General features: G+C 67.3%; 16 protein-coding genes and 5 pseudogenes. 19 read left to right on the top strand and 2 right to left on the bottom strand.

Going from position 1 to position 21,004, the window contains the following annotated elements; all coding sequences use genetic code 11:
* Positions 1-21: 21 nt before the first annotated feature.
* Positions 22-474 carry a MarR family winged helix-turn-helix transcriptional regulator gene (locus tag LRS08_RS17555; protein WP_257845951.1) on the bottom strand — a complete coding sequence of 151 codons (453 nt, stop codon included), beginning with the start codon at positions 472-474 and terminating at the stop codon, positions 22-24.
* An 83-nt stretch (positions 475-557) separates the two neighbouring features.
* Between LRS08_RS17555 and LRS08_RS20400 the strand changes: the two are divergent.
* The 9 genes and pseudogenes from LRS08_RS20400 to LRS08_RS20380 form a co-directional block, all read left to right on the top strand.
* A pseudogene (locus tag LRS08_RS20400) lies at positions 558-956 on the top strand (hypothetical protein); the annotation flags it as partial.
* An 88-nt stretch (positions 957-1,044) separates the two neighbouring features.
* Complete coding sequence (locus tag LRS08_RS17545) at positions 1,045-3,273, top strand: TonB-dependent receptor domain-containing protein (protein WP_260481049.1); 2,229 nt, start codon at positions 1,045-1,047, stop codon at positions 3,271-3,273.
* A gap of 10 nt (positions 3,274-3,283) precedes the next feature.
* Positions 3,284-4,828 (top strand): tannase/feruloyl esterase family alpha/beta hydrolase, encoded by a 1,545-nt coding sequence (locus LRS08_RS17540; RefSeq protein WP_257845953.1) that lies wholly within the window; start codon positions 3,284-3,286, stop codon positions 4,826-4,828.
* A pseudogene (locus LRS08_RS17535) lies at positions 4,825-5,529 on the top strand (tannase/feruloyl esterase family alpha/beta hydrolase); the annotation flags it as partial. The gene LRS08_RS17540 and the pseudogene LRS08_RS17535, both read left to right, overlap by 4 nt.
* Positions 5,530-5,593: 64 nt before the next feature.
* Positions 5,594-5,680: pseudogene (locus LRS08_RS20395) on the top strand (hypothetical protein); the annotation flags it as partial.
* A gap of 81 nt (positions 5,681-5,761) precedes the next feature.
* Positions 5,762-6,358, top strand: a complete 597-nt coding sequence (locus LRS08_RS17530; RefSeq protein ID WP_409456263.1) for a tannase/feruloyl esterase family alpha/beta hydrolase — start codon at positions 5,762-5,764, stop codon at positions 6,356-6,358.
* A pseudogene (locus LRS08_RS20390) lies at positions 6,355-7,566 on the top strand (alpha/beta hydrolase domain-containing protein); the annotation flags it as partial. The gene LRS08_RS17530 and the pseudogene LRS08_RS20390, both read left to right, overlap by 4 nt.
* Positions 7,502-7,840 (top strand): alpha/beta hydrolase domain-containing protein, encoded by a 339-nt coding sequence (locus tag LRS08_RS20385; protein WP_409456302.1) that lies wholly within the window; start codon positions 7,502-7,504, stop codon positions 7,838-7,840. The pseudogene LRS08_RS20390 and the gene LRS08_RS20385, both read left to right, overlap by 65 nt.
* The gene (locus LRS08_RS20380) at positions 7,837-9,600 is read left to right on the top strand and encodes a CocE/NonD family hydrolase (protein WP_257845956.1); all 1,764 of its coding nucleotides are present in this window, start codon (positions 7,837-7,839) and stop codon (positions 9,598-9,600) included. Before LRS08_RS20385 ends, LRS08_RS20380 begins: the two co-directional genes overlap by 4 nt.
* Here LRS08_RS20380 and LRS08_RS17520 read toward each other — a convergent pair.
* The gene (locus LRS08_RS17520; protein WP_260481047.1) at positions 9,591-10,106 is read right to left on the bottom strand and encodes a MarR family winged helix-turn-helix transcriptional regulator; all 516 of its coding nucleotides are present in this window, start codon (positions 10,104-10,106) and stop codon (positions 9,591-9,593) included. The genes LRS08_RS20380 and LRS08_RS17520 overlap by 10 nt on opposite strands.
* Positions 10,107-10,195: 89 nt before the next feature.
* Here LRS08_RS17520 and LRS08_RS17515 point away from each other — a divergent pair, with 89 nt between their 5' ends.
* From LRS08_RS17515 to LRS08_RS17475, 10 genes and pseudogenes are all read left to right on the top strand, one after another.
* Positions 10,196-10,732 carry a TRAP transporter small permease gene (locus LRS08_RS17515; protein ID WP_260481046.1) on the top strand — a complete coding sequence of 179 codons (537 nt, stop codon included), beginning with the start codon at positions 10,196-10,198 and terminating at the stop codon, positions 10,730-10,732.
* Positions 10,722-12,026: a TRAP transporter large permease gene (locus tag LRS08_RS17510; protein WP_257845959.1), complete on the top strand. Its 1,305-nt coding sequence runs from the start codon at positions 10,722-10,724 to the stop codon at positions 12,024-12,026. The genes LRS08_RS17515 and LRS08_RS17510 overlap by 11 nt, the downstream gene beginning before the upstream one ends.
* A gap of 3 nt (positions 12,027-12,029) precedes the next feature.
* The gene (gene dctP / locus LRS08_RS17505; protein ID WP_257845960.1) at positions 12,030-13,070 is read left to right on the top strand and encodes a TRAP transporter substrate-binding protein DctP; all 1,041 of its coding nucleotides are present in this window, start codon (positions 12,030-12,032) and stop codon (positions 13,068-13,070) included.
* A pseudogene (locus LRS08_RS20375) lies at positions 13,048-13,212 on the top strand (CoA transferase); the annotation flags it as partial. The gene dctP and the pseudogene LRS08_RS20375, both read left to right, overlap by 23 nt.
* Entirely contained in the window at positions 13,142-14,260 is a 1,119-nt protein-coding gene (locus LRS08_RS17500) for a CaiB/BaiF CoA transferase family protein (protein ID WP_409456301.1), read from the top strand. The pseudogene LRS08_RS20375 and the gene LRS08_RS17500, both read left to right, overlap by 71 nt.
* Positions 14,257-15,219: a CoA transferase gene (locus tag LRS08_RS17495; RefSeq protein ID WP_257845962.1), complete on the top strand. Its 963-nt coding sequence runs from the start codon at positions 14,257-14,259 to the stop codon at positions 15,217-15,219. Before LRS08_RS17500 ends, LRS08_RS17495 begins: the two co-directional genes overlap by 4 nt.
* Complete coding sequence (locus tag LRS08_RS17490; RefSeq protein WP_260481044.1) at positions 15,216-16,385, top strand: CaiB/BaiF CoA transferase family protein; 1,170 nt, start codon at positions 15,216-15,218, stop codon at positions 16,383-16,385. The genes LRS08_RS17495 and LRS08_RS17490 overlap by 4 nt, the downstream gene beginning before the upstream one ends.
* Positions 16,382-17,629: a CaiB/BaiF CoA transferase family protein gene (locus LRS08_RS17485; protein ID WP_260481043.1), complete on the top strand. Its 1,248-nt coding sequence runs from the start codon at positions 16,382-16,384 to the stop codon at positions 17,627-17,629. Before LRS08_RS17490 ends, LRS08_RS17485 begins: the two co-directional genes overlap by 4 nt.
* Entirely contained in the window at positions 17,629-19,935 is a 2,307-nt protein-coding gene (locus tag LRS08_RS17480) for a 2-hydroxyacyl-CoA dehydratase family protein (RefSeq protein WP_257845964.1), read from the top strand. Before LRS08_RS17485 ends, LRS08_RS17480 begins: the two co-directional genes overlap by 1 nt.
* 60 nt (positions 19,936-19,995) lie before the next feature.
* Positions 19,996-20,979: an aldo/keto reductase gene (locus LRS08_RS17475; RefSeq protein WP_257845965.1), complete on the top strand. Its 984-nt coding sequence runs from the start codon at positions 19,996-19,998 to the stop codon at positions 20,977-20,979.
* Positions 20,980-21,004 lie beyond the last annotated feature (25 nt).

Below are 21,004 nucleotides of genomic sequence, written 5' to 3'. Positions count from 1 at the left end.
TGCGGGAGGGGAGGCGCGCCGTCACCCCGCGGCCGGATCGCGGCGTTCGATGCGGCCGAGCAGTTCGAGCAGCATCGCCCGCTCCGCATCGCTGAAGCCGGCAAGCATTGCGCGTTCATGCGCCTCGATCTTCGCCATGCAATCGGCCAGCATCTTTCGCCCCGCATCGGTGACGGTCAGCGAAAAGGCGCGGCGGTCGGACGGATCCACCACCCGCTCGATCAGCTTGAGGTCGACCAGTTCGTTGATCAGCGACACCATATTGGCGCGCTTGATCCCGAGCACGCGGCCGACCGCGCCCTGATTGATCCCCGGGCTGCCCGACACGACCGCCAGAATGCCGACCAGCACCTGGCGCATCCCGGTCCCCTCGACCGCATTCGCGAAATCTGCGGCAAACGCACCAAAAGCGCGCCGCAGATGATAGCCGACCAGCGGACCGAGCGCGCCGACCTGTTCCTGTTCCCCAGACATGCCCAAAGCGTGAGCACGATTTCAGTCACTTCGTCAATGCGGGTATCACTCCGACCGGATAACGTTGACGTTACGGATTGTTTATGGTCATATCTATTTATCGAGGTCGCGAAACAGCGGCCGACATGGAGAGGGAGAGCGTGATGAGGGCTTCGCAGCTACTCGCCGGTGCAGCATTGGCCGCACTGATGACCGCCAGCCAGGCGATGGCACAGACCGACACGTCGCCGACCGCGACCGAACAGGAACAGGCCGAAGACGAAGTCGTCGTTACGGGGACGAGCATCCGCGGCGTCGCGGCCCCCGCCTCGCCCACCGTCCAGCTCGGTCGCGAAGAGATTATCAGCAGCGGTGCGGCGACCTCGAGCGACATCGCCCGCACCCTGCCCCAGGTCGTCAACCTCGGGTCGGACGAAAGCCGCCGTGGCGGCGCGCAGGATGCGGCCGCAAACCGCACGCGCACGTCGAGCATCAACCTGCGCGGCCTGTCCGACGAGGCGACCTTGCTGCTGCTCAACGGCCGCCGCCTTGCCCCCCAACGGCACGATCCGCGCGCTGGCCGATCCCAGCATGATCCCGGCGATCGCCATCGAGCGCCTCGAAATCGTGCCCGACGGCGCATCGGCCATTTACGGCGCAGACGCGGTCGCGGGCGTGGTCAACATGATCACCCGTCGCCCGTTCGACGGCGCGGAAGTGCAGCTGCGCTATGGCGGCGCGGACGGTATGGACCAGATGCAGGGATCGGCGCTGTTCAGCCGCAAATGGAATGGCGGCGGGTTCGTCGCTGCCTATGAATATTATTACCGCAGCAACCTGGCGGCAAGTGACCGGGACTTCACAACGTCAGACCTGCGTTCGATCGGTGGAACCGACCAGCGCTCGACCTTCGCCGCGCCGGGCAACATCATCGTCAGCGGGGTGCGCTATCCGCTGCCCAATGGCAATGGCCGCGGGCTGACCTCGGCCAGCCTGACCGCCGGGTCGCCAAACCTGTTCGACGCGGGCCGCTGGGGCGACATCCTGCCCGAACAGGAGCGGCATTCGATCTTCGTCAGCGCCTATCAGGACCTGACCGACCGGCTGACGCTGACCTATGAAGGCTTTTACAGCGACCGCACCTTCTCGGAGCGCGTCCAGCCGCCGACGGCGACGCTGACGGTACCGCGTGCCAACCCGTTCTTCGTCCACCCGACCAACCCGCTCGCGGCATCGGTGCAGGTCGAATATCGCTTCATGGACGCGGCCTATAATGCCAACTGGTCGGGCTTTGACGTGGGCTGGCAGAACTCGCTGGGGCTGCGCTACGACCTCGACGGTGGGTGGCAGGTCAATGCGACCGCGTCGATCAGCAAGAATCGCGGCAATGCGCGCACCGCCGACGTCATCAACCTCCAGTTCATTCCGCTGACGCTCGCCAACACCAATCCGGCAACCGCGTTCAATCCGTTCGGCAATGGCGCGCTGGCGAACAACAATCCGGCGACGCTGGCGGATATCTGGGGCGTGCGCGACAGCTTCACGACCAACAAGAGCCGTGACTTCACCCTGAAGCTCGATGGCCCGCTGTTCGCGATCGGCGGCGGCGATGTCCGCGCGGCCGTCGGCGCGGAATATCATGAGAATGATCTGCGCTACATCATCTACTCGTCGATCAAGAACGCGGCGAACGACCTGTTGCTCGACCGCGACCGCGGCAAGTCGCGCAACAGCAAGGCGGTGTTCGCAGAGCTGAACGTGCCGATCTTTGGCCCCGAAAATGCGACCGGAGGCTTTCAGGAGCTGACGGTCCAGCTGGCTGGACGCTACGAGGAATATTCGGACTTTGGCGACACCTTCAATCCCAAGATCGGCGTCACCTGGACCCCGTTCGAGGGTTTGAGGATGCGCGGCAGCTGGGGCACGTCGTTCCGTGCGCCGTCGCTGATCGACTCGTCCGACGCGATCTTCAACATCTTCATCCAGAACCTCGTCGATGGCGGCGTGACCAAGCGCGGCATCTTCATGAATGGCGGCAACAACAGCCTCGCTCCCGAAGAAGCGACGACCTGGTCATTGGGTGCGGATTTCAAGCCCGAATTCATCCCCGGGTTCAGCGCGTCGGCGACCTACTACAACATCAAGTACAGCAATGTGATCAGCGTGCTGAGCGCCGCGACGATCCTCAGCAACAACACACTCTATGGCGATTACGTCATCCGCAACCCGACCATCGCCCAGGTCGATGCACTGATGAACCATCCCAATCTGGAAAGCGTGCGCGAGCCGTCGGCGAACATCCTGCTGATCGTCGACGGACGCCGCGACAATCTGGGCGAGCTGCACCAGGACGGCATCGACATTCAGCTCAACCAGCGGATCGACACCGGGGTGGGCGCGTTCACCGCCGGGCTGGCGCTGACCCAGATCCTCAATTCGACACGCTCCTCGGCTCCGGGCGTGCCGTTCCAGAATGCGCTCAACATCATCAACTTCCCGGTCGATACCCGCATGCGGGGCAATCTCGGCTGGTCCAACGGGAAGCTGTCGACCAACATCTACTGGAACCATGTCGGTGACTATCTCAACAACTCGATCACGCCGAACCAGACGGTCAAGGCGTGGAACACATTCGACGCCTCGATCAGCTACAAATTCCCGGACGAAGGGACGCTGAGCGGTCTGCGGCTGACGCTGTCGGCACAGAATGTGTTTGATCGCGATCCGCCGGACGTGATCAACGGCACCTCGGCGTGGGACAGCCAGAATGCGTCGCCTATCGGTCGCTTCATCGCGTTCGATATCCGCAAGTCGTTCTGATCGGCGCGCGATGATCCGGACGCTCGCCGCCCTGATCATCGCCGCGTCGGCACCGGGCGTCGCCATCCTCCTCCCCGGAGCGGCGGCGCCCGTTTTGTCTGGCGTGGCGGAGCTGTGCGGCGTGCCCGTCGCGCTGCCCGCCGATGTCCGTGTGACCCGCGCCTCGCAGGTCGCGGCGGGGGCGAGCGTCGCCGAAGCGCGGGGCTACCGCCCCACCCGCCCCTTTTGCCGGGTCGAGGGGGTGATCGAAGCCGAGATCGGATTCGAACTGTGGCTGCCGGAGCGTGCCGACTGGAACCGCCGTTTCCTGGGTGCGGGAGTCGGCGGACAGGCGGGGAGCTTTGCCTATCCCGACCTCGCGCGCGGGGTCGAGCGTGGCTATGCCGCCGCCTCGACCGACACCGGGCACAAGGCGTCGGACGAGACCTGGCTGCTGAACCGTCCCGACCGAGCGGTGAATTATGCCGAGCGGGCCAACCATCTGCTCGCGGTCAAGGGCAAGGCGATTGCCGCCGCCTATCTGGGCGCAGCGCCGCGCAAGGCGATCTTTGTCGGTTGTTCGGGCGGCGGGCGTCAGGCGCTGACCCAGATGCAGCGCTTCCCCGGCGATTATGACGGCATCCTCGCCGGTGCGCCGGGGGTGAATACCCCCGCGATGAGCGCACGGCGCCTGTGGGAGATGATCCAGCACGACCGGCATCGCGGGGTGCTGGATGCGGCGGGCTGGAAGCGGATTGCCGATGCCGCCGTGGCGCAATGCGATCCGCAGGATGGCCTGAAGGACGGGTTGATCGAAGACCCGCGTGCGTGCCGTTTCACCCCCGCCGATGTGCCGGGCCTGACGCCTGCGCAGGTCGAGCTGGCCAGCCGCATCTACGCCCCGCTGCATGACGAGAATGGCAAGAGGATCGACAGCGGTATCCTGCCCGGCGTGCCGATCTCGCCGGTCGCCGCGCCCGAGCCGTTCACCCCCGGCCCCAAATATCTCGCCACGGTGTTGTTCGGTCAGGGCATTTACGGCGACGCCAACTGGGACGTGCGCAAGTTCAGCATCGCGCGAGACCTGCCCGCGATCGACAAGGTAATGAACCTCCACGCCGACAACCCGCGCGTCGACCCGTTCGTGAAGCGCGGCGGCAAGCTGATCCTCTATCATGGCTGGGCCGATGCGCTGGTCGCGGCACAGCCGACGATCGATTACTATGGAGCGCTGGAGAAGCGGTTCGGGACAGCGAAGGCGCGCAGCTTTGCCCGGCTGTTCCTGATGCCGGGCATGGACCATTGCCGGGGCGGCGATGTTCCCGACCGTTTCGGCGGCGCGGGCGGCCTGTCGACCGAGGGCGTATCGCGCGCCGCCGGCGACGATCTGCTCACCGCGCTGGAGCAATGGCTCGACGGCGGCCCCGCCCCGGCAATGGTCCGCACCGCGCAGTTCGCCGACGGCAAGCCGGTGCGCACCCGCCCCGCCTGCGCCTTTCCCGCACGGGTGCGCTACAAGGGCGGACCGATCGAGCGCGCCGAATCCTATTCCTGCGAAGCCGGAGCGAAGAAATGATCCTGCGCCTGTTGTTTCCCCTGCCCGCGCTGCTGCTCGCATCTGCAGCGCCTGCGCCCCAGGCGGCGAACGCCTGTGTGGAAGTCGCATCGCTCAACGTCCCCGACGTCGCCATCACCGCCGCGACCCCGACCGAGGCCGGTGCAGCCTGGGCCAAGGACATGCCCCCGGGGCGCGGCCAGCCCGCCAGCGTCGCGCGCCCGTTCTGCCGGGTGCAGGGGACAATCGAAAAGACCATCGCGTTCGAACTATGGCTGCCCGCCAAGGCCGAGTGGAATGGCAAATTTCTGGGCGCCGGGGTCGGCGGCGCAGCGGGGACGTTCAACTTTCAGGACCTGCCGCGCGGGGTGAGCCGGGGTTATGCCGCCGCGACAACCGATACCGGGCACAAGATCAGCGATCCGGCGTGGATGCTCGATGCACGGGCGCGCGAGAATTACACGCATCGCGCCAACCATCTGCTCGCGGTGAAGAGCAAGGCGATCCTCGCCGCGCATTACGGCACTGGCCCCCGCTACAGCTATTTCATCGGCTGTTCGGGCGGCGGGCGACAGGGGTTGAAGGAGCTTCAGCTCTACCCGTCCGACTATGACGGCATCCTCACCGGCGCGAACGGACCGAAGACGCCCGAGATGACCGTGCGGCGCATGTGGGAGATCCTGCAGCGCGACGCCAACCCGAAGCTGATGTCCCCCGCCGACTGGAAGCTGATCGCCGACAGGGGGGACCGAGGCGTGCGACGCGGCAGACGGGGTCACGGACGGGCTGGTCGAAGACCCCCGCGCCTGCACCTTCAGGATCGCATCGCTCACCTGCAAACCCGGCCAGACCGAAGCCTGCCTGTCGGCGCAGCAGGTCGCCTTCGCCGAGCGCTTCTACGCCCCGCTGCGTGATGCGTCGGGCAAGGCGATCGACGGCGGGCTGCTCCCCGGCGTGCTGGTCGACAGCGGGCGATCGCAGCTCGCGATCGGCACCTTTGGCCAAGCGATCCGGGGCCTGCGCGAATGGGACGGCAAGGATTTCGACGCAGCCAAGGATCTGGCTGCGATCGACCGGGTGATGCCGCAGCTGCGCGCCGACAATCCGGACATCTCCGCCTTCAGGAAGCGCGGGGGCAAGGTCATCCAGTACACCGGCTGGCTCGACGGCGCGGTCGCGGCGCGGATGGTGATCGACTATCACGAAGCTATGACGAAGCGGATGGGCGGACCGGCCAAGGCCGCATCGTTCAGCCGACTCTACATGCTGCCCGGCGTGCATCATTGCGCAGGCGGCCCCGGCCCCGACCAGATCGGCGGTTCGGGCCGCGACGCGCCGGTGGTCGATGCGCAGCACGACCTGCTCACTGCGCTCGAGCATTGGGTGGAGAAGGGTCAGGCGCCGGGCGCCATGATCGCGTCGAAGGTCGAGGGTGGCGCGGTCACGCGAACGCGGCTCATCTGTCCCTATCCGCAGCAGGCGAAGTACAATGGAGGCGATCCGAACAAGGCCAGTTCCTTCGCCTGCACCGGAAAGGCGCGCCGCACATGATCCGGCATCTGCTTGCGCTGTCGCTGATCGCTACGCCCGCGATGGCAGATTCGGTCAGGCGCGCGCCCGAACCGACCGCGACGTCGCAGATCTGGCTCGACCCCGGCCTGCCCGGCACGCCCGAGGCGGCGGCGCTGGCGAAGGCGGGTTACATTCGGGAAGAGTGGTTCCAGACCGGCACCGCCAACGTCTATTCCTATGACGCCGCCGGCAGGGTCGTGGTCGAGCGCGCCGACGTCCCTTACACCACCCGCGTCATCGTGATCCGCCCCCGCGATCCGAAACGGTTCAGCGGCACCGTCCAGCTCAACCCCTTCCACCCGGTGATGGGCAACAGCAGCTGGGGGACGATCGCCGACTATGCGATGGAGCGCGGCGACGCGTTTGTCGGCGTGATGATCGGTGCCGACGACAATACCCGCCGCGCGCCGCCAGGACCGGTGCCGATGATGGCGACGAAGGTACTGGGCTGGTTCAACCCGCACCGCTATGCCGCGATCGACTGGCCGGCGGACGAGGATGGCATCCGCTGGGACGTGTTCGCCGACACCGCGCGGCTGATCCGCGCCGCCGACGGCCCGCTCAAGGGGCTGAAGGTCACGCGCACGTATGCCGCGGGCTGGTCGTTCACCGGCAGCTTCCTGCGCACCTTCATCAATAGCGGTTTTCATGACGCGGCGCGGATGCCGAACGGCAGGCCGCTGATCGACGGCTATCTTATGGGGATTTCCTCGTTCAGCTTCCGCTCGGGCTATGTCCCGATCAACTCGCGCAGCACGATCCCGCCGGAGACCGACCCGCGCCGCCCCAATGTGCCGATCGACGTGCCGGTGATCGAGTTGCAGAGCGAGAATGAGGCGATCACCAACCGCGAGCCGCAATCGCCCGACCGCGACACCGCGCCGGGCGCGCATCGGCTGTACGAGGTGCCGGGCCTGACGCACGGATCGAGCCGCCGTCGCGGTACGGTGTCCGAACGCCAGATCGCCGCGCGCACCGGTCAGTCACAGCCCGCGCGGGCGGACAGCTGTCCGTTCGCGCAGACCGATATCGACATGGCGGCGATCGCGTCCGCCGCACATGAAAATCTCGATCGCTGGTCGCGCAAGGGCGTGGCGCCACCGCGCGCGCAGCGGCTGGCGCATGACGCGGGCGTCCAGCGGCGCGATGCCGACGGCAACACGCTGGGCGGTGTGCGACCGGCACAGATCACCGTCCCCCCTTGCCCGCTATGGCGCGGCGCCGGAGGGCAGCGGATGCGATCCCGTCCGCCCCGGTCTCGGCAGCCCCTCGATCCCGATGCGCCGGGTGCCGCTGGCCCGTGCGCGGCTCGACCAGCTCTATCCGGGCGGCAAGGCCGAGTATCTCCGCCGCTTCGATGCCGCGATCGACGCGCTTGTGGCGCAGCGCTGGCTGCGCGCACCCGACGCTGCCGCGCAGAAAGCCGAAGCCAGAACCTTCGCCGAGGAAGCCTTCAAATGATCCGCACCGCGACCACCATCCTGCTGCTCACCGCCGCCCCCGCCGCACTGGCGCAACCGGAGTCGAGCTTCGGCCGCTACGCCCCTGCGCTCCAGTATAGGGACGCGATCGTTACCTCCGAATATGTGACGATGCGCGATGGCGTGCGGATCGCGGTCAGCGTCACCCGCCCCGCAATCGACGGCAAGCCCGCGCCGGGCAAGTTCCCGGTGGTGTGGACCGGATCGCTCGACATCCGCAGCCCGTACAAGACCGGGCCGATCGTGGCGGAAGACGGTACGTTCAGCGCGTTCCGCAACGCCTATGGCATCGGCAGCATCGTCGGCCATGGCTATGTGCTGGTCACCGCCGCGCGGCGCGGATCGGGCGCATCGTTCGGCAAGCGCCGCGGCTATCAGGACCGCAACGAGGCGCACGACGCATACGAGATCAACGAATGGGCCGCGCGCCAGAGCTGGTCGTCGGGCAAGACCGCCATCTATGGCTGTTCGAACACCGGCGAGGCAGTGCTGCACGCGATGACCGTGCTGCCGCCCAGCCTGAAGGCCGTGTTCGCCGGCTGCTTCAACTGGGACAAGTTCGACGGCTTCACCCGGGGCGGCATGATCGCCAATTGGGGTACCGGCCCTACCCGCACGCTGGAGGAGGACATGAAGTCCACCCCGGTCGATGGCGACGAGAACCGCGTGTTGCTGCGCCAGGCGGCCGAGGAGCATCAGGGGGCGAGCAACCTGTTCGACCTGATGGTGTCGATGCCCTATCGCGACAGCTTCTCCCCGCTGACCTTCAGCCGCTTCTGGGGCGAGGGTAGCGTCAGCAGCTATCGCGCCCAGCTAGCGACATCCTGGGTCGCGACGTACATCATGGGTGGCTGGTACGACGACTTCCGGGGCCAGGGGCTGATCGCGCAGGCGAACCTGCCCAACCGGCCCAAGGTGATTATCGGTCCGTGGACGCATTGCGCGACCACCGGCTACGAGGAATTGGTCGGCAATGAGGTGCTGCGCTTCTTCGACCAGCATCTGAAGGGCATCGACACCGGCACGACGCGCGACGCGCCGGTGCACTATTTCACGATCAACGCGCCCGAAGGGACCGGCTGGCGCGCTGCGGACCGCTTCCCGCTGGCGGGCACGCGGATGCAGACCCTCCACCTCGGCGGCGGCGGGTTGCTGGCTGCGAAGCCAGCGCGCGATGCGGCGACGGCGTTCACCGTGAAGCGCGAGGGGAAGTGCCCCGGCAATGGCGGCGCGGCGGCTCAACCCTGCCACATCCCCGGCCTTGGCGCGTCATGGAGCACCCCCGTGACCGCCGATACCGAGATCACCGGGCATCCGATCGCCGACCTGTGGATCACCTCCGACGCGCCCGACGAGCATGTCTTCGCCTATCTTGAGGACGTCGCACCCGACGGCAAGGTGACGGTGGTGACCGAGGGACGGTTGAAGGCGAGCATCCGCAAGACCAGCACGCCGCCCTGGGACAATATCGGCATCCCCTGGCACCGTGGCTATGCCGAGGACGCCCAGCCGCTCAAGGCCGGCGAACCCGCACGACTGCAGTTCTCGATGCTCCCGGCGTCCTATGTCTTCCGTAAGGGCCACAAGCTGCAGGTCACCGTCACCGGATGGGACTGGCGCGAGCGGCAGGCACCAAAGACCGTATCGACGATCCGTATCCTCAATGACGCCAAGCACCGCTCGACCGTCACCCTGCCCTATGCTCCGGCGACCTACACCGTCGCCTATGCTCAGCGATGAAAGACCGCGTACATCCGGTCGAGCGCGGCGTCGAAGATCGGGCGTTCCTCGGGGCTGAGCTGTGCCAATACCTCGGCCTCGACGCCCTTCATGATGTTGAACAGGTCGTCGAGCGTCTTCTTCCCCTCAGGCTGGATCGTCAGCGCGTGGCGGCGGCGGTCGACGGTCGATCGCTCGCGCTTCGCCCAGCCGCGCTTTTCCAGTTCGTCGACGATCTGGACGGTGATCGACTTGTCGAGGCCGACGGTGCTCGACAATTGCTGTTGCGACAGCCCCGGATTCGCCTCGATCAGCGCGAGCGAGGAAAACAGGCCGGCGCGGATGCCGTAATGGGCAGTCGCCGCCGCGAAATCGGCCGACAGCTGATTCTGGACGCGGCGCATGCGAAAGCCGACATAGTCGCCCAGCCGACCGAGCTTCAGCCCGCCCTCCAGCACCTCGTCCGGCGTTTTCGACCGCAACTGCGTCACATGCGTCCCCTTGTCGTCATCCGTAAATCGTGCCATTGACGGATGGTTGAAATTATCTACGGTTTTGATCCTACCAATCAGTTAGACCGCCCCAGTGAGAGGCTGTCAATCAGGAGAGGCAGAGCGTGTCCGACCCGGTGACCGATAGCGCAGCGCCGCTACATGATGAAGAGCCACCGCCCGCCCCGATCACGGGCATCGCGGGCAAGACCGCATTCTATATCGGGTCGGCGGGCCTGCTGCTCGCGACCGCCGCGGATTCGATCGCGGTGCTCGGTCGTCACACTGGATTTGCGCTGATCGGATCGATCGAGATCGTACAGGCGGCGATCGTGTTCATCGCCGCATCGTCGATGGTCGCGGTGACGCTGTCGCGCGGTCATGCCGCGGTCCACATCCTGACCGACCGGCTGTCGCCGTCGCGGCGCGCGACGCTGGCGCGGATCGCCAATCTGCTCGGCGCGCTGGCGGTGCTGCTGCTCGCCGCCGGATCGGTGATCCTGCTTGGCGATCTGTGGAACGGGCATGAGCGGTCGGAATTGCTGCACATTCCGCTGCGCTGGTTCCGGCTGCTGATGATCGCGGCGTTGGTGTTCGTGGCGATCCTGTTCGTCCGTCACGCCTTCACCCGCGAGACGCCGGAGGCCGGTCATGGCGCCTGAGGTCATTGGCCTGATCGGCATCCTCGCCCTGCTCGGGCTGCTGACGCTCGGCGTGCCGATTGGCGTCAGCCTTGCGCTGACCGGCGTGGTCGGGCTGATGGTAATGCTCTCGCCCGAAGCCGCACTGGTCAAGGCGGGCGTGGTGGTGTTCGAGGTCGCGAACAAATACGAGCTCGGCGTCCTCCCGCTGTTCCTGTTGATGGCGCATCTGTGCTTCGCCGCCGGGGCGAGCCGCGACTTTTTCGACGTTGCCGCGCGCTTCGTCGGGCATCGTCGCGGGGGCCTCGGCCTCGCCTCGATCGCGGGGTGCGCGGGCTTCGGGTCGATCAGCGGATCGAGCCTCGCCACCGTCGCCACCGTCGGATCGGCCGCGTTGCCCGAGATGCGGCGTGCCGGATATAATCCTGGTTTCGCCGCCGGTGCGCTCGCTGCTGGCGGCACGCTCGGTGCGCTGATCCCGCCATCGGGCGCGCTGATCGTGTTCGGCATCATCGCCGAAGTGTCGATCGGGCGGCTGTTCACTGCGGCGATCATTCCGGGGTTCAGCCAGGCGCTGTTCTACATGATCGCCATCGCGATCCTGTGCTGGTTCAAGCCCGAGCTGGGGCCGCGTTCGGTGCGGGTCGGCTGGGGCGACCGGATGCGCGGGCTGCTCGGGATCATCGACATCATCATCCTGGTCGTGTTCGTGATCGGCGGGTTGATGATCGGGTGGTTCACCCCGACCGAAGCCGCGTCGGTCGGCGTCATCGTCGCCTTCATCCTGATGGGCATTCGCGGGGCGTTCAACCGGGAGGCGATCGCGGACAGCTTTGCCAAGACGCTGTCGACCACGGGCATGATCTACCTGATCATCTTCGGCGCGATCCTGTTCGCGACGTTCATCAGCGTGACCGGCATCGCCGACCTGATGTCGAACACGGTGCGCGACATGGACGCAAGCCCGATCGTTGTGGTCATCGTCATCGCGCTGATGCTGCTGGTGCTGGGATCGTTCCTCGACGGCCTCGCGCTGATGCTGCTGACCACGCCGATCTTCCTGCCGATCGTGCTGGAGCTGGGCTACAGCCCGATCTGGTTCGGCATCTTCCTCGTCCGCACGATGGAGATCGGGTTCGTCCACCCGCCGCTCGGCCTCAACGTCTATGTCATTCAGGCGATCGGCAAGGACATTCCGCTGGGGCAGATCTTCCGCGGGATCGTGCCGTTCCTGATCGCCGATTTCTTCCACCTTGCCATGATCATCGCCTTCCCGGTGGTGACGCTGTGGCTGCCCAGCGTGATGGGGGCCTGACCGATGCGTTTGTTACCGATCCTCGCCGCGCTCGCGCTCGCCGGGTGCAACGTCGCGCCCGCGCCGACGGCGCAGCATGTGCTGACCTATGCCAGCCCCTATACCCCCACCCACCCGTTCGGGCTGGCCGATCAGGAATGGATGAAGTGGGTCGAGGCCAAGAGCGGCGGACGCATCGCGTTCAAGCCCTATTGGTCCGGCGCGCTGATCTCGTCCGACATGAGCATGGAGGAGGTGCGTCACGGCGTCGCCGACATCGGCCTGATTACGCCCATCTATGCCAAGGGCGGCGCGCACCTGCTCCGCGGACAGGCGGCCTATTATGGCGGGGTGCGAACGATCACCGATCAGGTTGCGATCTATGATTGCCTCGCCAAGCGCTTCCCCACCTTCGAGAACGAGTTGCACGGGCTGCATGTACTCGCGGTGCAGGGCGGCAATTTCCCGGGCGTCCTGACCAAGGATCGCCCGATCCGCAGCCTCGCCGACTTTCGCGGTCTGCGCCTGCGCGCGCAGAGCGACGCGGTCGACATCCTCAAGCAACTCGGCGCGGACCCGGTCAACATGCCGATGGGCGAGGTCTATTCGGCACTCGCCAAGGGCGTGATCGACGGCGTCGTCGCCCCCGCCGACACGATCCGCAGCCTGCACTTCGCGGAAGTCGCGAAACATTTCACCACGATCCGCTTCAGTCGCGGCGCCTATCCCGCGCGCGCGATGTCGGACAAGACCTGGCGACAGCTGCCCCCCGACCTTCAGGCGGTCCTGATCGAGGGGCGCAAGGTGTGGGAAGCGGCGCTCAACCGCCAATTGCTCAAGGCCGAGCAGGCGGGGATCGATTATGGGAAAAAGGAAGGGATCACCTTCTCCACCATCCCCGCGCAGGAACAGCAAGCATTCGATGCGCTCTACAACAAGGATGCACGCATTCAGGCCGAGCGGCTAGGCAAGATCGGGATCGACGCAGTGCCGATCTATGAGGAAGCACAGCGGCTGATCGCGAGCGGCGATATCCGGTGCGATGCGAAGGTGGCAGCGCGATGAGCAAGCTCCCCTTGAAGGCGTCAAGGTCGCCGATTTCTCCTGGGTCGGCGCGGGGCCACGCGCGACCAAGGATCTGGCGGACTTGGGCGCGACGGTCATCAAGATCGAATCGCGCAAGCGGCTCGACCTGGGTCGTCTCTCGCCCCCCGTTCGCCGGTGGCGGACGCGATCCCGACGCCTCGACCTTCTTCGCGATCACCAACACCAGCAAGCTGGGGGTGACGATCAATCTCAACGACCCGAAGGGGATCGAGGTCGCGAAGAAGCTGGTCGCCTGGGCCGATATCGTGGTCGAGAATTTCAGCCATGGCTATATGGACCGGATTGGCCTGAGCTTCGATACGCTCCAGTCGATCAAGCCCGACATCATCCAGATCAGCGTCAGCGTGGCGGGGCGCAAGGGACCGCTCGGCACGATGCGCGGATACGGCAATTCGGCGGGCGCATTGTCGGGCATGGCGGCGCTGTCCGGCTGGCCCGATCGCGATCCGCACATGGCACCGTTCGCCTATGGCGATGTCGTCGCGCCGATGTTCGCGACCGTCGCGACGCTCGCCGCGCTCGAACATCGCCGCCAGACCGGCGAGGGCCAGCTGATCGATATCAGCCAGACCGAACCATTGATCCACGTCATGGCCGACCGGTTTCTGGCCGAGCAGACCGGCGCGGGCGGCAAGCCCGGCAATCGCTCGCCCCACCGCGCACCACAGGGTGCCTATCCCGCGCGCGGGGTGGATCAATGGATCGCGATTGCGGTGCGCGATGATGGCGAATGGGCGGCCCTGGCACAGGTCGCAGGGATCGCCGATGCGCGCTTCGACACGCTGGCCGGGCGCAAGGCACATGAGGACGAACTCGACGCGGCGCTTTCGGCGTGGACGCGCGGGCAGGACAAGCGCGTTCTGGCCGACCGGCTCGCCGCGCTCGGCATCCCAGCCGAGCCGGTCAACGACGGCCGCGACGTGTTCACCGATCCGGAACTGATCGAGCGCGGCCATTACCGCCCGGTCACGCACAGCAAGCTGGGCTGCACCGAACTGCCCGCCCCGCCGTTGCGCTTCTCCGACAGCGACATCCGCGTCGACGCGCCGCCCAATCTGGGCGAGCACAACCATGAAATTTTCGTCGGTCTGCTCGGTATGAGCGAAGCCGAAGTCCGCGAACTTACCGAAGCGGGAGCGCTCGCATGATGCTCGCGCATCTCACCATCGTCGATCTGACCGAAGGTCTGGGCGAACTCGCAGGCCGGATGCTCGCCGAACTGGGTGCGCAGGTCGTGCGCGCCGAACCCGGCGACGCGGCGTGGAACCCCGGCAAGCAGACCGGCGATACCGAAGCGCTGCTCGCCACCGCCGATATCCTGTTCCGTAATCCCGGCCGCGACCACGATGCGCTAGCCGCCGCCAACCCGAAGCTGATCGACGTAGTCGTCGCGCCGTTCCTGCCCGGCGGGCCCAATGACGGGCGGCCCGAAACCGATCTGACGCTCATGGCGCGCTCCGGCCTCATGACGATCATCGGCGATCCCGACCGCGCGCCGCTGACGCTGCCCGGCGAACAGGCCTATGCGCTCGCCGGCATTCAGGCGGTGATCGGCGCGCTCACCGCGCTCCATGCCCGTGCTACGACCGGCAAAGGTCAGCTGGTCGAGGTCTCCGCCTATCAGTCCGCCGTGCTCGCCAATTATCGCGAGCCGCTGACCTGGCAATGGACCGGGCGGGTCGGCAACCGCACCGGCAATCTGCTGATCCGCGGCAAGTCCGGCGTGCGGCAGGTCTGGCCGTGCGCCGATGGCTTTGTCACCTGGGCGCTGGTCGACAACCAGCCGATGATGCGCGGCATGGTCAAGGCGATGGGCGACGCCGCCGGGCCACTCGCCGAAGTCGATTGGGACGCGATCCTCGTCGCCGATGTCCCGCGCGAAACGCTGATCGAGTGGGAGGCGGTGGTCGAAGCCTCCTTCCTGCGCCACACCCGCGCCGAGCTTGGCGCAATGTCGCAGGCGAACGGGCTTGGCCTGTCGTGGATCGACACGCCCGCCGATGCGCTCGCCAGCGACCATCTCGCCGCGCGGGGGCTGTGGCGCGATGTCGATGGCGTGAAGCTGCCCGGCAAGCTGTGGGTGTCGTCGCTGGAGGACGGGCAATGACCGCGTTGCAGGGCCTCAAGGTCGTCGATTTCTCTAAATTCCTCCCCGGCCCCTATTGCACCTGGCTGCTCGCGGACCTCGGCGCGGAGGTGATCCGCGTCGAGAATCCGCGCGAGCTGGCCAAGCAGCGCAAGGTGTTTGGCTGGGACAAGCTGTCCGACGCGGAAAATGCCCGGCTCCGCGCCCACGACATCCTCGCACGCGGCAAAAAGAGCGTACTGATCGACCCCGGCAGCGACGACGGGCGCGAAGCGATCCTCAAGCTGATCGATCAGGCCGACATATTGGTCGAGGATTACCGCCCCGGCGTGATGGCCAGCATGGGTTATGGCTGGCCCGAGATGGCGGCGCGTAACCCCCGCCTCATCTATTGCTCCGTCACCTTGTGCGGCCAGACCGGACCCTATGCGCGCAAGCCCGGCCATGATCCGGTCGCGCTGGCGATTGCGGGCGCTTTGTCGCGGATGGGCGAAGATCCGGACCGCCCCGCCTTCCCCGGTGTTCCGGTCGCCGACCTGCTGAGCGGATCGAATGCCGTGATCGGCATCCTCGCCGCCGTCATCGCGCGCGCGACGACGGGCCGGGGGCAGCAGGTGGACATCGCCATGTCCGACGCCTCGCTCGCGTTGATCGCCAACATCCTGTCGCGCAACCCGGACCTCGCCAAGGCACCGCCCAAGGGGATGCACCGCGCCGACAGCGGAATCTGGCGCTGCGCCGATGGCGAATGGCTGGTCACCACCGACATGGAGCCGCGTTACTGGCGGATCTTCGTCGAGACGATCGGCCTGCCCGACCTCGCCGACAAGCAGATGGACCGTCCCAACTGGCCCGCGATGAAGGACCGCATCGCGCAGGTGATGGCGACCAGGCCGCGCGATGAATGGCTCGCCATCCTCGACGCGGCGGGCACCCAGTTCGCCCCGATCCTGACCGTCGCGGAGGCGATGGAGAATGAGCACAATCACGCGCGCGGCATGATCTTCGATCTGCCCGCGCCCGGCGGCGGCACGGTGCGCCACACCGGCTGCCCGATCCGGCTTTCCGATACCCCCGCCACGCCCGCCGCCGTTGCCCGCCCTGCGGGTGCCGATACGGCGGAGGTGCTGGCGACCCTAGGCTACACCGCGGCGCAGGCCGCTGCACTTGAAGGACGACTCCCGTGACCGAAGCCACCCGCGAACGCCCGCTTGAAGGGCTGCGCGTCATCGACCTGACCCGCGCGCTTGCCGGACCCTATGCGACATTGCTGCTCGCCGGGCTGGGGGCGGAGGTGATCAAGGTCGAGGACCCCAAGGGTGGCGATCTGGCGCGCGAGAACAGCCCCTATGTCGGCCGCGACGGCATCACCGTCGAGCGCAAGCATGACGACGATGTCTCGATCAGCCACCTGACCCGCGCGCGCGGCAAGCTCGGCGTGTCATTGAACCTCAAGTCGCCCGAGGCGAAAGAGGTGTTCCTCGACCTCGTCCGCACCGCCGATATCGTGGTCGAGAATTTCACCGCCGGCACCGCCGACCGGCTCGGCGTCGGCTATGAAGCGGCAAAGGCCGCGAACCCGCGCATCATCTATTGCTCGCTCTCCGGCTTCGGCGCGACTGCGCCCGAAGGCGGCAAGGCGATGGACATCATCATCCAGGCATTGTCGGGCGCGATGTATGCCAGCGGTGGGCCGGGCGAACCGCCAGTGCGCATCGGCATCCCGATCGCCGACATGCTCGCCCCGGTCTTTTCGGTGATCGGCATCCTCTCGGCGCTGGAGCAGCGCCACCGCACCGGTGTCGGCCAGCATATCGATGTGTCTATGCTCGGCGCGCTGACCAGCTTTGTCGCAATCGAGAACTGGTCGGCGATGGCGGCGGCGGGGATGCAGGCGCGCACCGGCCTGACCGTGCAGCGCCTCTCGCCGTTCGGCGTCTTCGAATGCGCCGACGGCTATGTTGCGGTGGTGGCGGTGCATGAGAAGCTGGCGCAGGGCCTGTTCCGCGCGATGGGGCAGCCCGAGCTGTCGGACGATCCACGCTTCGCCAATCGCGACAGCCGTGTCGCCAATGCGGTGGTGCTGGAGGAGACGATCAATGGCTGGTCGCGCGAGCTTGCGGTCGATGCCGTGGTCGCCGCGCTGGAGGCGCAGGGGGTCCCCGTCGCGCCCGTCCGCCATCCCGAGGACGCGCTGATCGACCCCCGCGTCGTCTCCCGCCACGAAGCTGTGCCGGTCGCGCATCCGAGCTATGGGTCGCAGGTCGATCTGCGCACCGCCGGCATCCCGATCGTCTTTTCGGGTGCCGACACCGGGTTCGACGATGTCACCCCGATCCAGGTCGGCGAACATAACGACCGCGTGCTGGCGGCGACTCTGGGCTATGACGCCGAGCGGATCGCGCAACTGCGCGACCGGGGCGTGATCTGATGAGCGATGCAGCGGCGCTGCTGATCGCGGCGTGCGACGATCCGGGTGCGGTGGCGGCGCGGCTGGTGGGCGAAGGACAGCCAGTGATCCGCGTGCTCGGGCAGGATGCGCCCTATGCGCTGCTGCGCGCCGCCGGACGCGCGCCAGTGCGCCTCGTCCCGCGCCCCGGCCCGACGCCCGATGCCGATGAACTGGCAGGCGACGGCACGCTGTCGCAGCGCGGCCGGTCGCTGCTGCAACAGATTGTAGCCGACACCAGCGGCACGCCCCTGCTGTTCACCCATGCCGATACCGAGCTGCCGCAACTGTTCGCGACGGTCCGCGACCTGATCCATGAGGGCGATATCCCGGCGCGTCCGATCCATATGCTCGACCTTGGCCATCAGCCGCGCGAGTCCAGCCGGGCGTACAACGCCGCGCGGATCGCGCAATTGGTCGCTTGGCTGGGCGGGGTGGAGGTTGACCGACTTGCCGCATGCGCCAGCGAAGAGCGCGCGCGTCCCGCCGCGATGGCGCACCTGGCCGGCGTACTGCGCATCGCAGCGATCGGCGCAGCGCATGCATTGCCCCCGACAGAATGGCTGGGGCTGGTTCGCCAGACCGCAGCCGACCCCGCCGGAGAACCGGTGTTCGTCCTCGGCTCCCCGCAGTTCTCGACCGCACGTGCCCGCGATCTCGCAGCGCGCGGGCTCGATGCGCGCGCCAACGATCAGGACTGGGGCGACCCGCTGGTCGCCGCGTGGGCCGACAGCCCCGCGACGCTCGACGCGCTCGCCGATCCGGGCCGGCTGACGCCACGCAAGCTGATCCCCGCCGCAGACCGCGCCGCCGCGGTCATCGCGCGGATGACCGCACTCGGCATCGCGCGCGCGGTGTTCGTCGAGTCCGTCGGCGACGAGGCGGCGGCATGGGACGCGGGCTATTTCGTGCGCACTCTCGACGCCGCCGGCTTCGCGGTCGAGCGGATCGGCGCGCCACCGCTCCCGGCACCGGCATCCGACACACCCCGTCCCACCCCGCGCGCGCAGGACGGTCGCCGCAGCCGCAAGTCGCTGGCCTCGATCGCCAGCTTCGGCGTCTATCAGCGCGACTGGTTCAAGTCCGTGCGCGCCGAAGTCGCGGCGGGTGCGCCGCTGGCGCTGGTCAACGCCAATTCGCCACAGGAAATCCTGCGCGCGATGGGCGTCCCCTTCGTCGTCAACCAATGGTGGGCGTCGATCGCCGCCGCCAAACAGCAATCGCCGCGCTACTTCCAGCTGCTGCGCGACCATGGCTATCCCAGCGACGCCGAGGCATATAGCGCGCAGGGCATCGCCGCGATGTTCGACACCGATGCCGAGCAGGCACCCTGGGGCGGCCTCCCCCGCCCGGCCTTCGTTCAGGCCCCGATCGGCACCGACGCCACGCCGCGCATCTTCGATCACTGGGCACGCGAAACCGGCGCGGACCCGTTCCTGTTCGAACGCAGCATCGAAAGCCGCATCGATTTTCCGATCGACTGGTGGGACCGGCTGCACGACGATTGGGACAGCGCGATCGAGCCCGAACGACTCGACCTGATGACCGCCGAACTCCACGCCGTAATCGCGCGGATCGAGGCCGTGACCGACCGCCGCTTCGACCCCGACCGCTTCGCGCACATCATGGATCTGGTGAACGAGCAGGAGGATTGTTACCGCCGCACCCGCGACCTGATTGCGGGCGCACACCCCGCCCCGGTATCGATCAGCGACACCATGCCCGCGACGATGGTCCCGCAATGGCATCGCGGGACCGAATGGGCACGCGACGCGGCGCGGGACTTCTATCACGAGGTCAAGGCACGCCACGATGCGGGCGAGGCGGCCTGCCCGAACGAGAAGCTCCGCCTGATGTGGGTCGGGCGCGGCATGTGGAGCGACATGGGCTTCACCCAGCGCTGGGAGGAGAGCCATGCCGCGGTGTTCGTCTGGTCGATGTACCTATCACTCGCCGCCGACGGTTACATCCGCCGCACCGCCCCCGGGCAGGATCCGATGCGTGCGCTCGCCGCGCGATTTGTAACGATGGGCGACGAGCTGCGCATGCCGACCTGGGCGGGCGCCTGGCACGTCCGCGAGGCGAAGAGCCATGCGGTGGACGGCGCGGTAGCGCTCAGCGACGCGGACCCGTTCGTACTGCGGGCACTGCGCCGTGCCGGAGTGCCGGTGCTGAGCCTCGACCTCGACAATTACAACCGCGAGGCGAGCGACGGCGACGCGGTCGATCGCCAGATCGCCGCATTTCTGGAGGGACCGGTCACCGCCTACGCCGCACGGCGCGACTGAGGCTTGCCAGCGGGCAGCGGGCGGGTCAGTGAGCGGCGGCAGTCAGTATCGGAGTGTCCCATGAAGCGCCGCCTTGCATCCTCCACCGTCAACCCGGTCGGCCTCGGCTGCATGTCGCTCAGCCATGCCTATGGCACCCCGCCCGCGCGGGAGGATGCGATCCGGCTGCTCAATCAGGCGCTCGACCTTGGCTACGACCATCTCGACACCGCCGCGCTCTACGGCTTTGGCGCGAACGAGACGCTGATCGGCGAAGCTATCGCGCACCGCCGCGACGAATATTTCCTCGCCTCGAAATGCGGGATGACCGGCGTGGACGGGAAGCGGGTGATCGACGGCCGGCCCGAGACGCTTCGCGCCACCATCGACCAGTCGCTGACCCGGCTGCGCACCGACCGGGTCGACCTCTATTATCTCCACCGCTGGGACAAATCGGTGCCGATCGAGGAGTCGGTCGGCGAACTCGCGCGGCTGGTCGAAGCGGGCAAGATCGGCGCGATCGGCCTCAGCGAAGTGTCCGCCGCGACCCTGCGCCGCGCGCATGCGATTCATCCGATCGCGGCGGTGCAGAACGAATATTCGCTCTGGTCGCGCAACGTCGAACTCGGCGTGCTGGAGGCGTGCGCGGAACTGGGCACCACCTTGGTCGCCTTCTCCCCGGTCGCGCGCGGCTTCCTCGCCGGCGCGCTCACCTCGCCCGATGCGCTGGAAGAACGTGACATCCGGCGCATGATGCCGCGCTTCAGCCCTGAGAATTTCGCGCGCAACCTGGCCCTGCTCGCGGCGTTGCGCGGCATTGCCGAGCAGCGTGGCGTGACCCCCGCCCAGCTCTGCCTGCAATGGGTGTTCGCGCAGGGCGCGCATGTCGCCGCCATTCCCGGTACCACCTCGCCCGACCACCTCGTCGAAAACGCCGCAACGCCGGTCGTGCCGCTGCCTGCCGATGTGCTGGCCGAACTCGACCGCATCTTCGCGCCCGACGCGATTGCGGGTCCGCGCTATCCGGCGGCGACCCAGGCGGAGATCGACACCGAGGAATTTTGACCCAGCCCGGCCAGCGATCTTTCCT

This window comes from Sphingomonas sp. J315 (genome assembly GCF_024666595.1).
In the GTDB taxonomy this organism is placed as follows: Bacteria; Pseudomonadota; Alphaproteobacteria; order Sphingomonadales; family Sphingomonadaceae; genus Sphingomonas.
The sequence above is the reverse complement of the archived record's forward strand: the minus strand, read 5'-3'. Positions and strand labels throughout refer to the sequence as shown.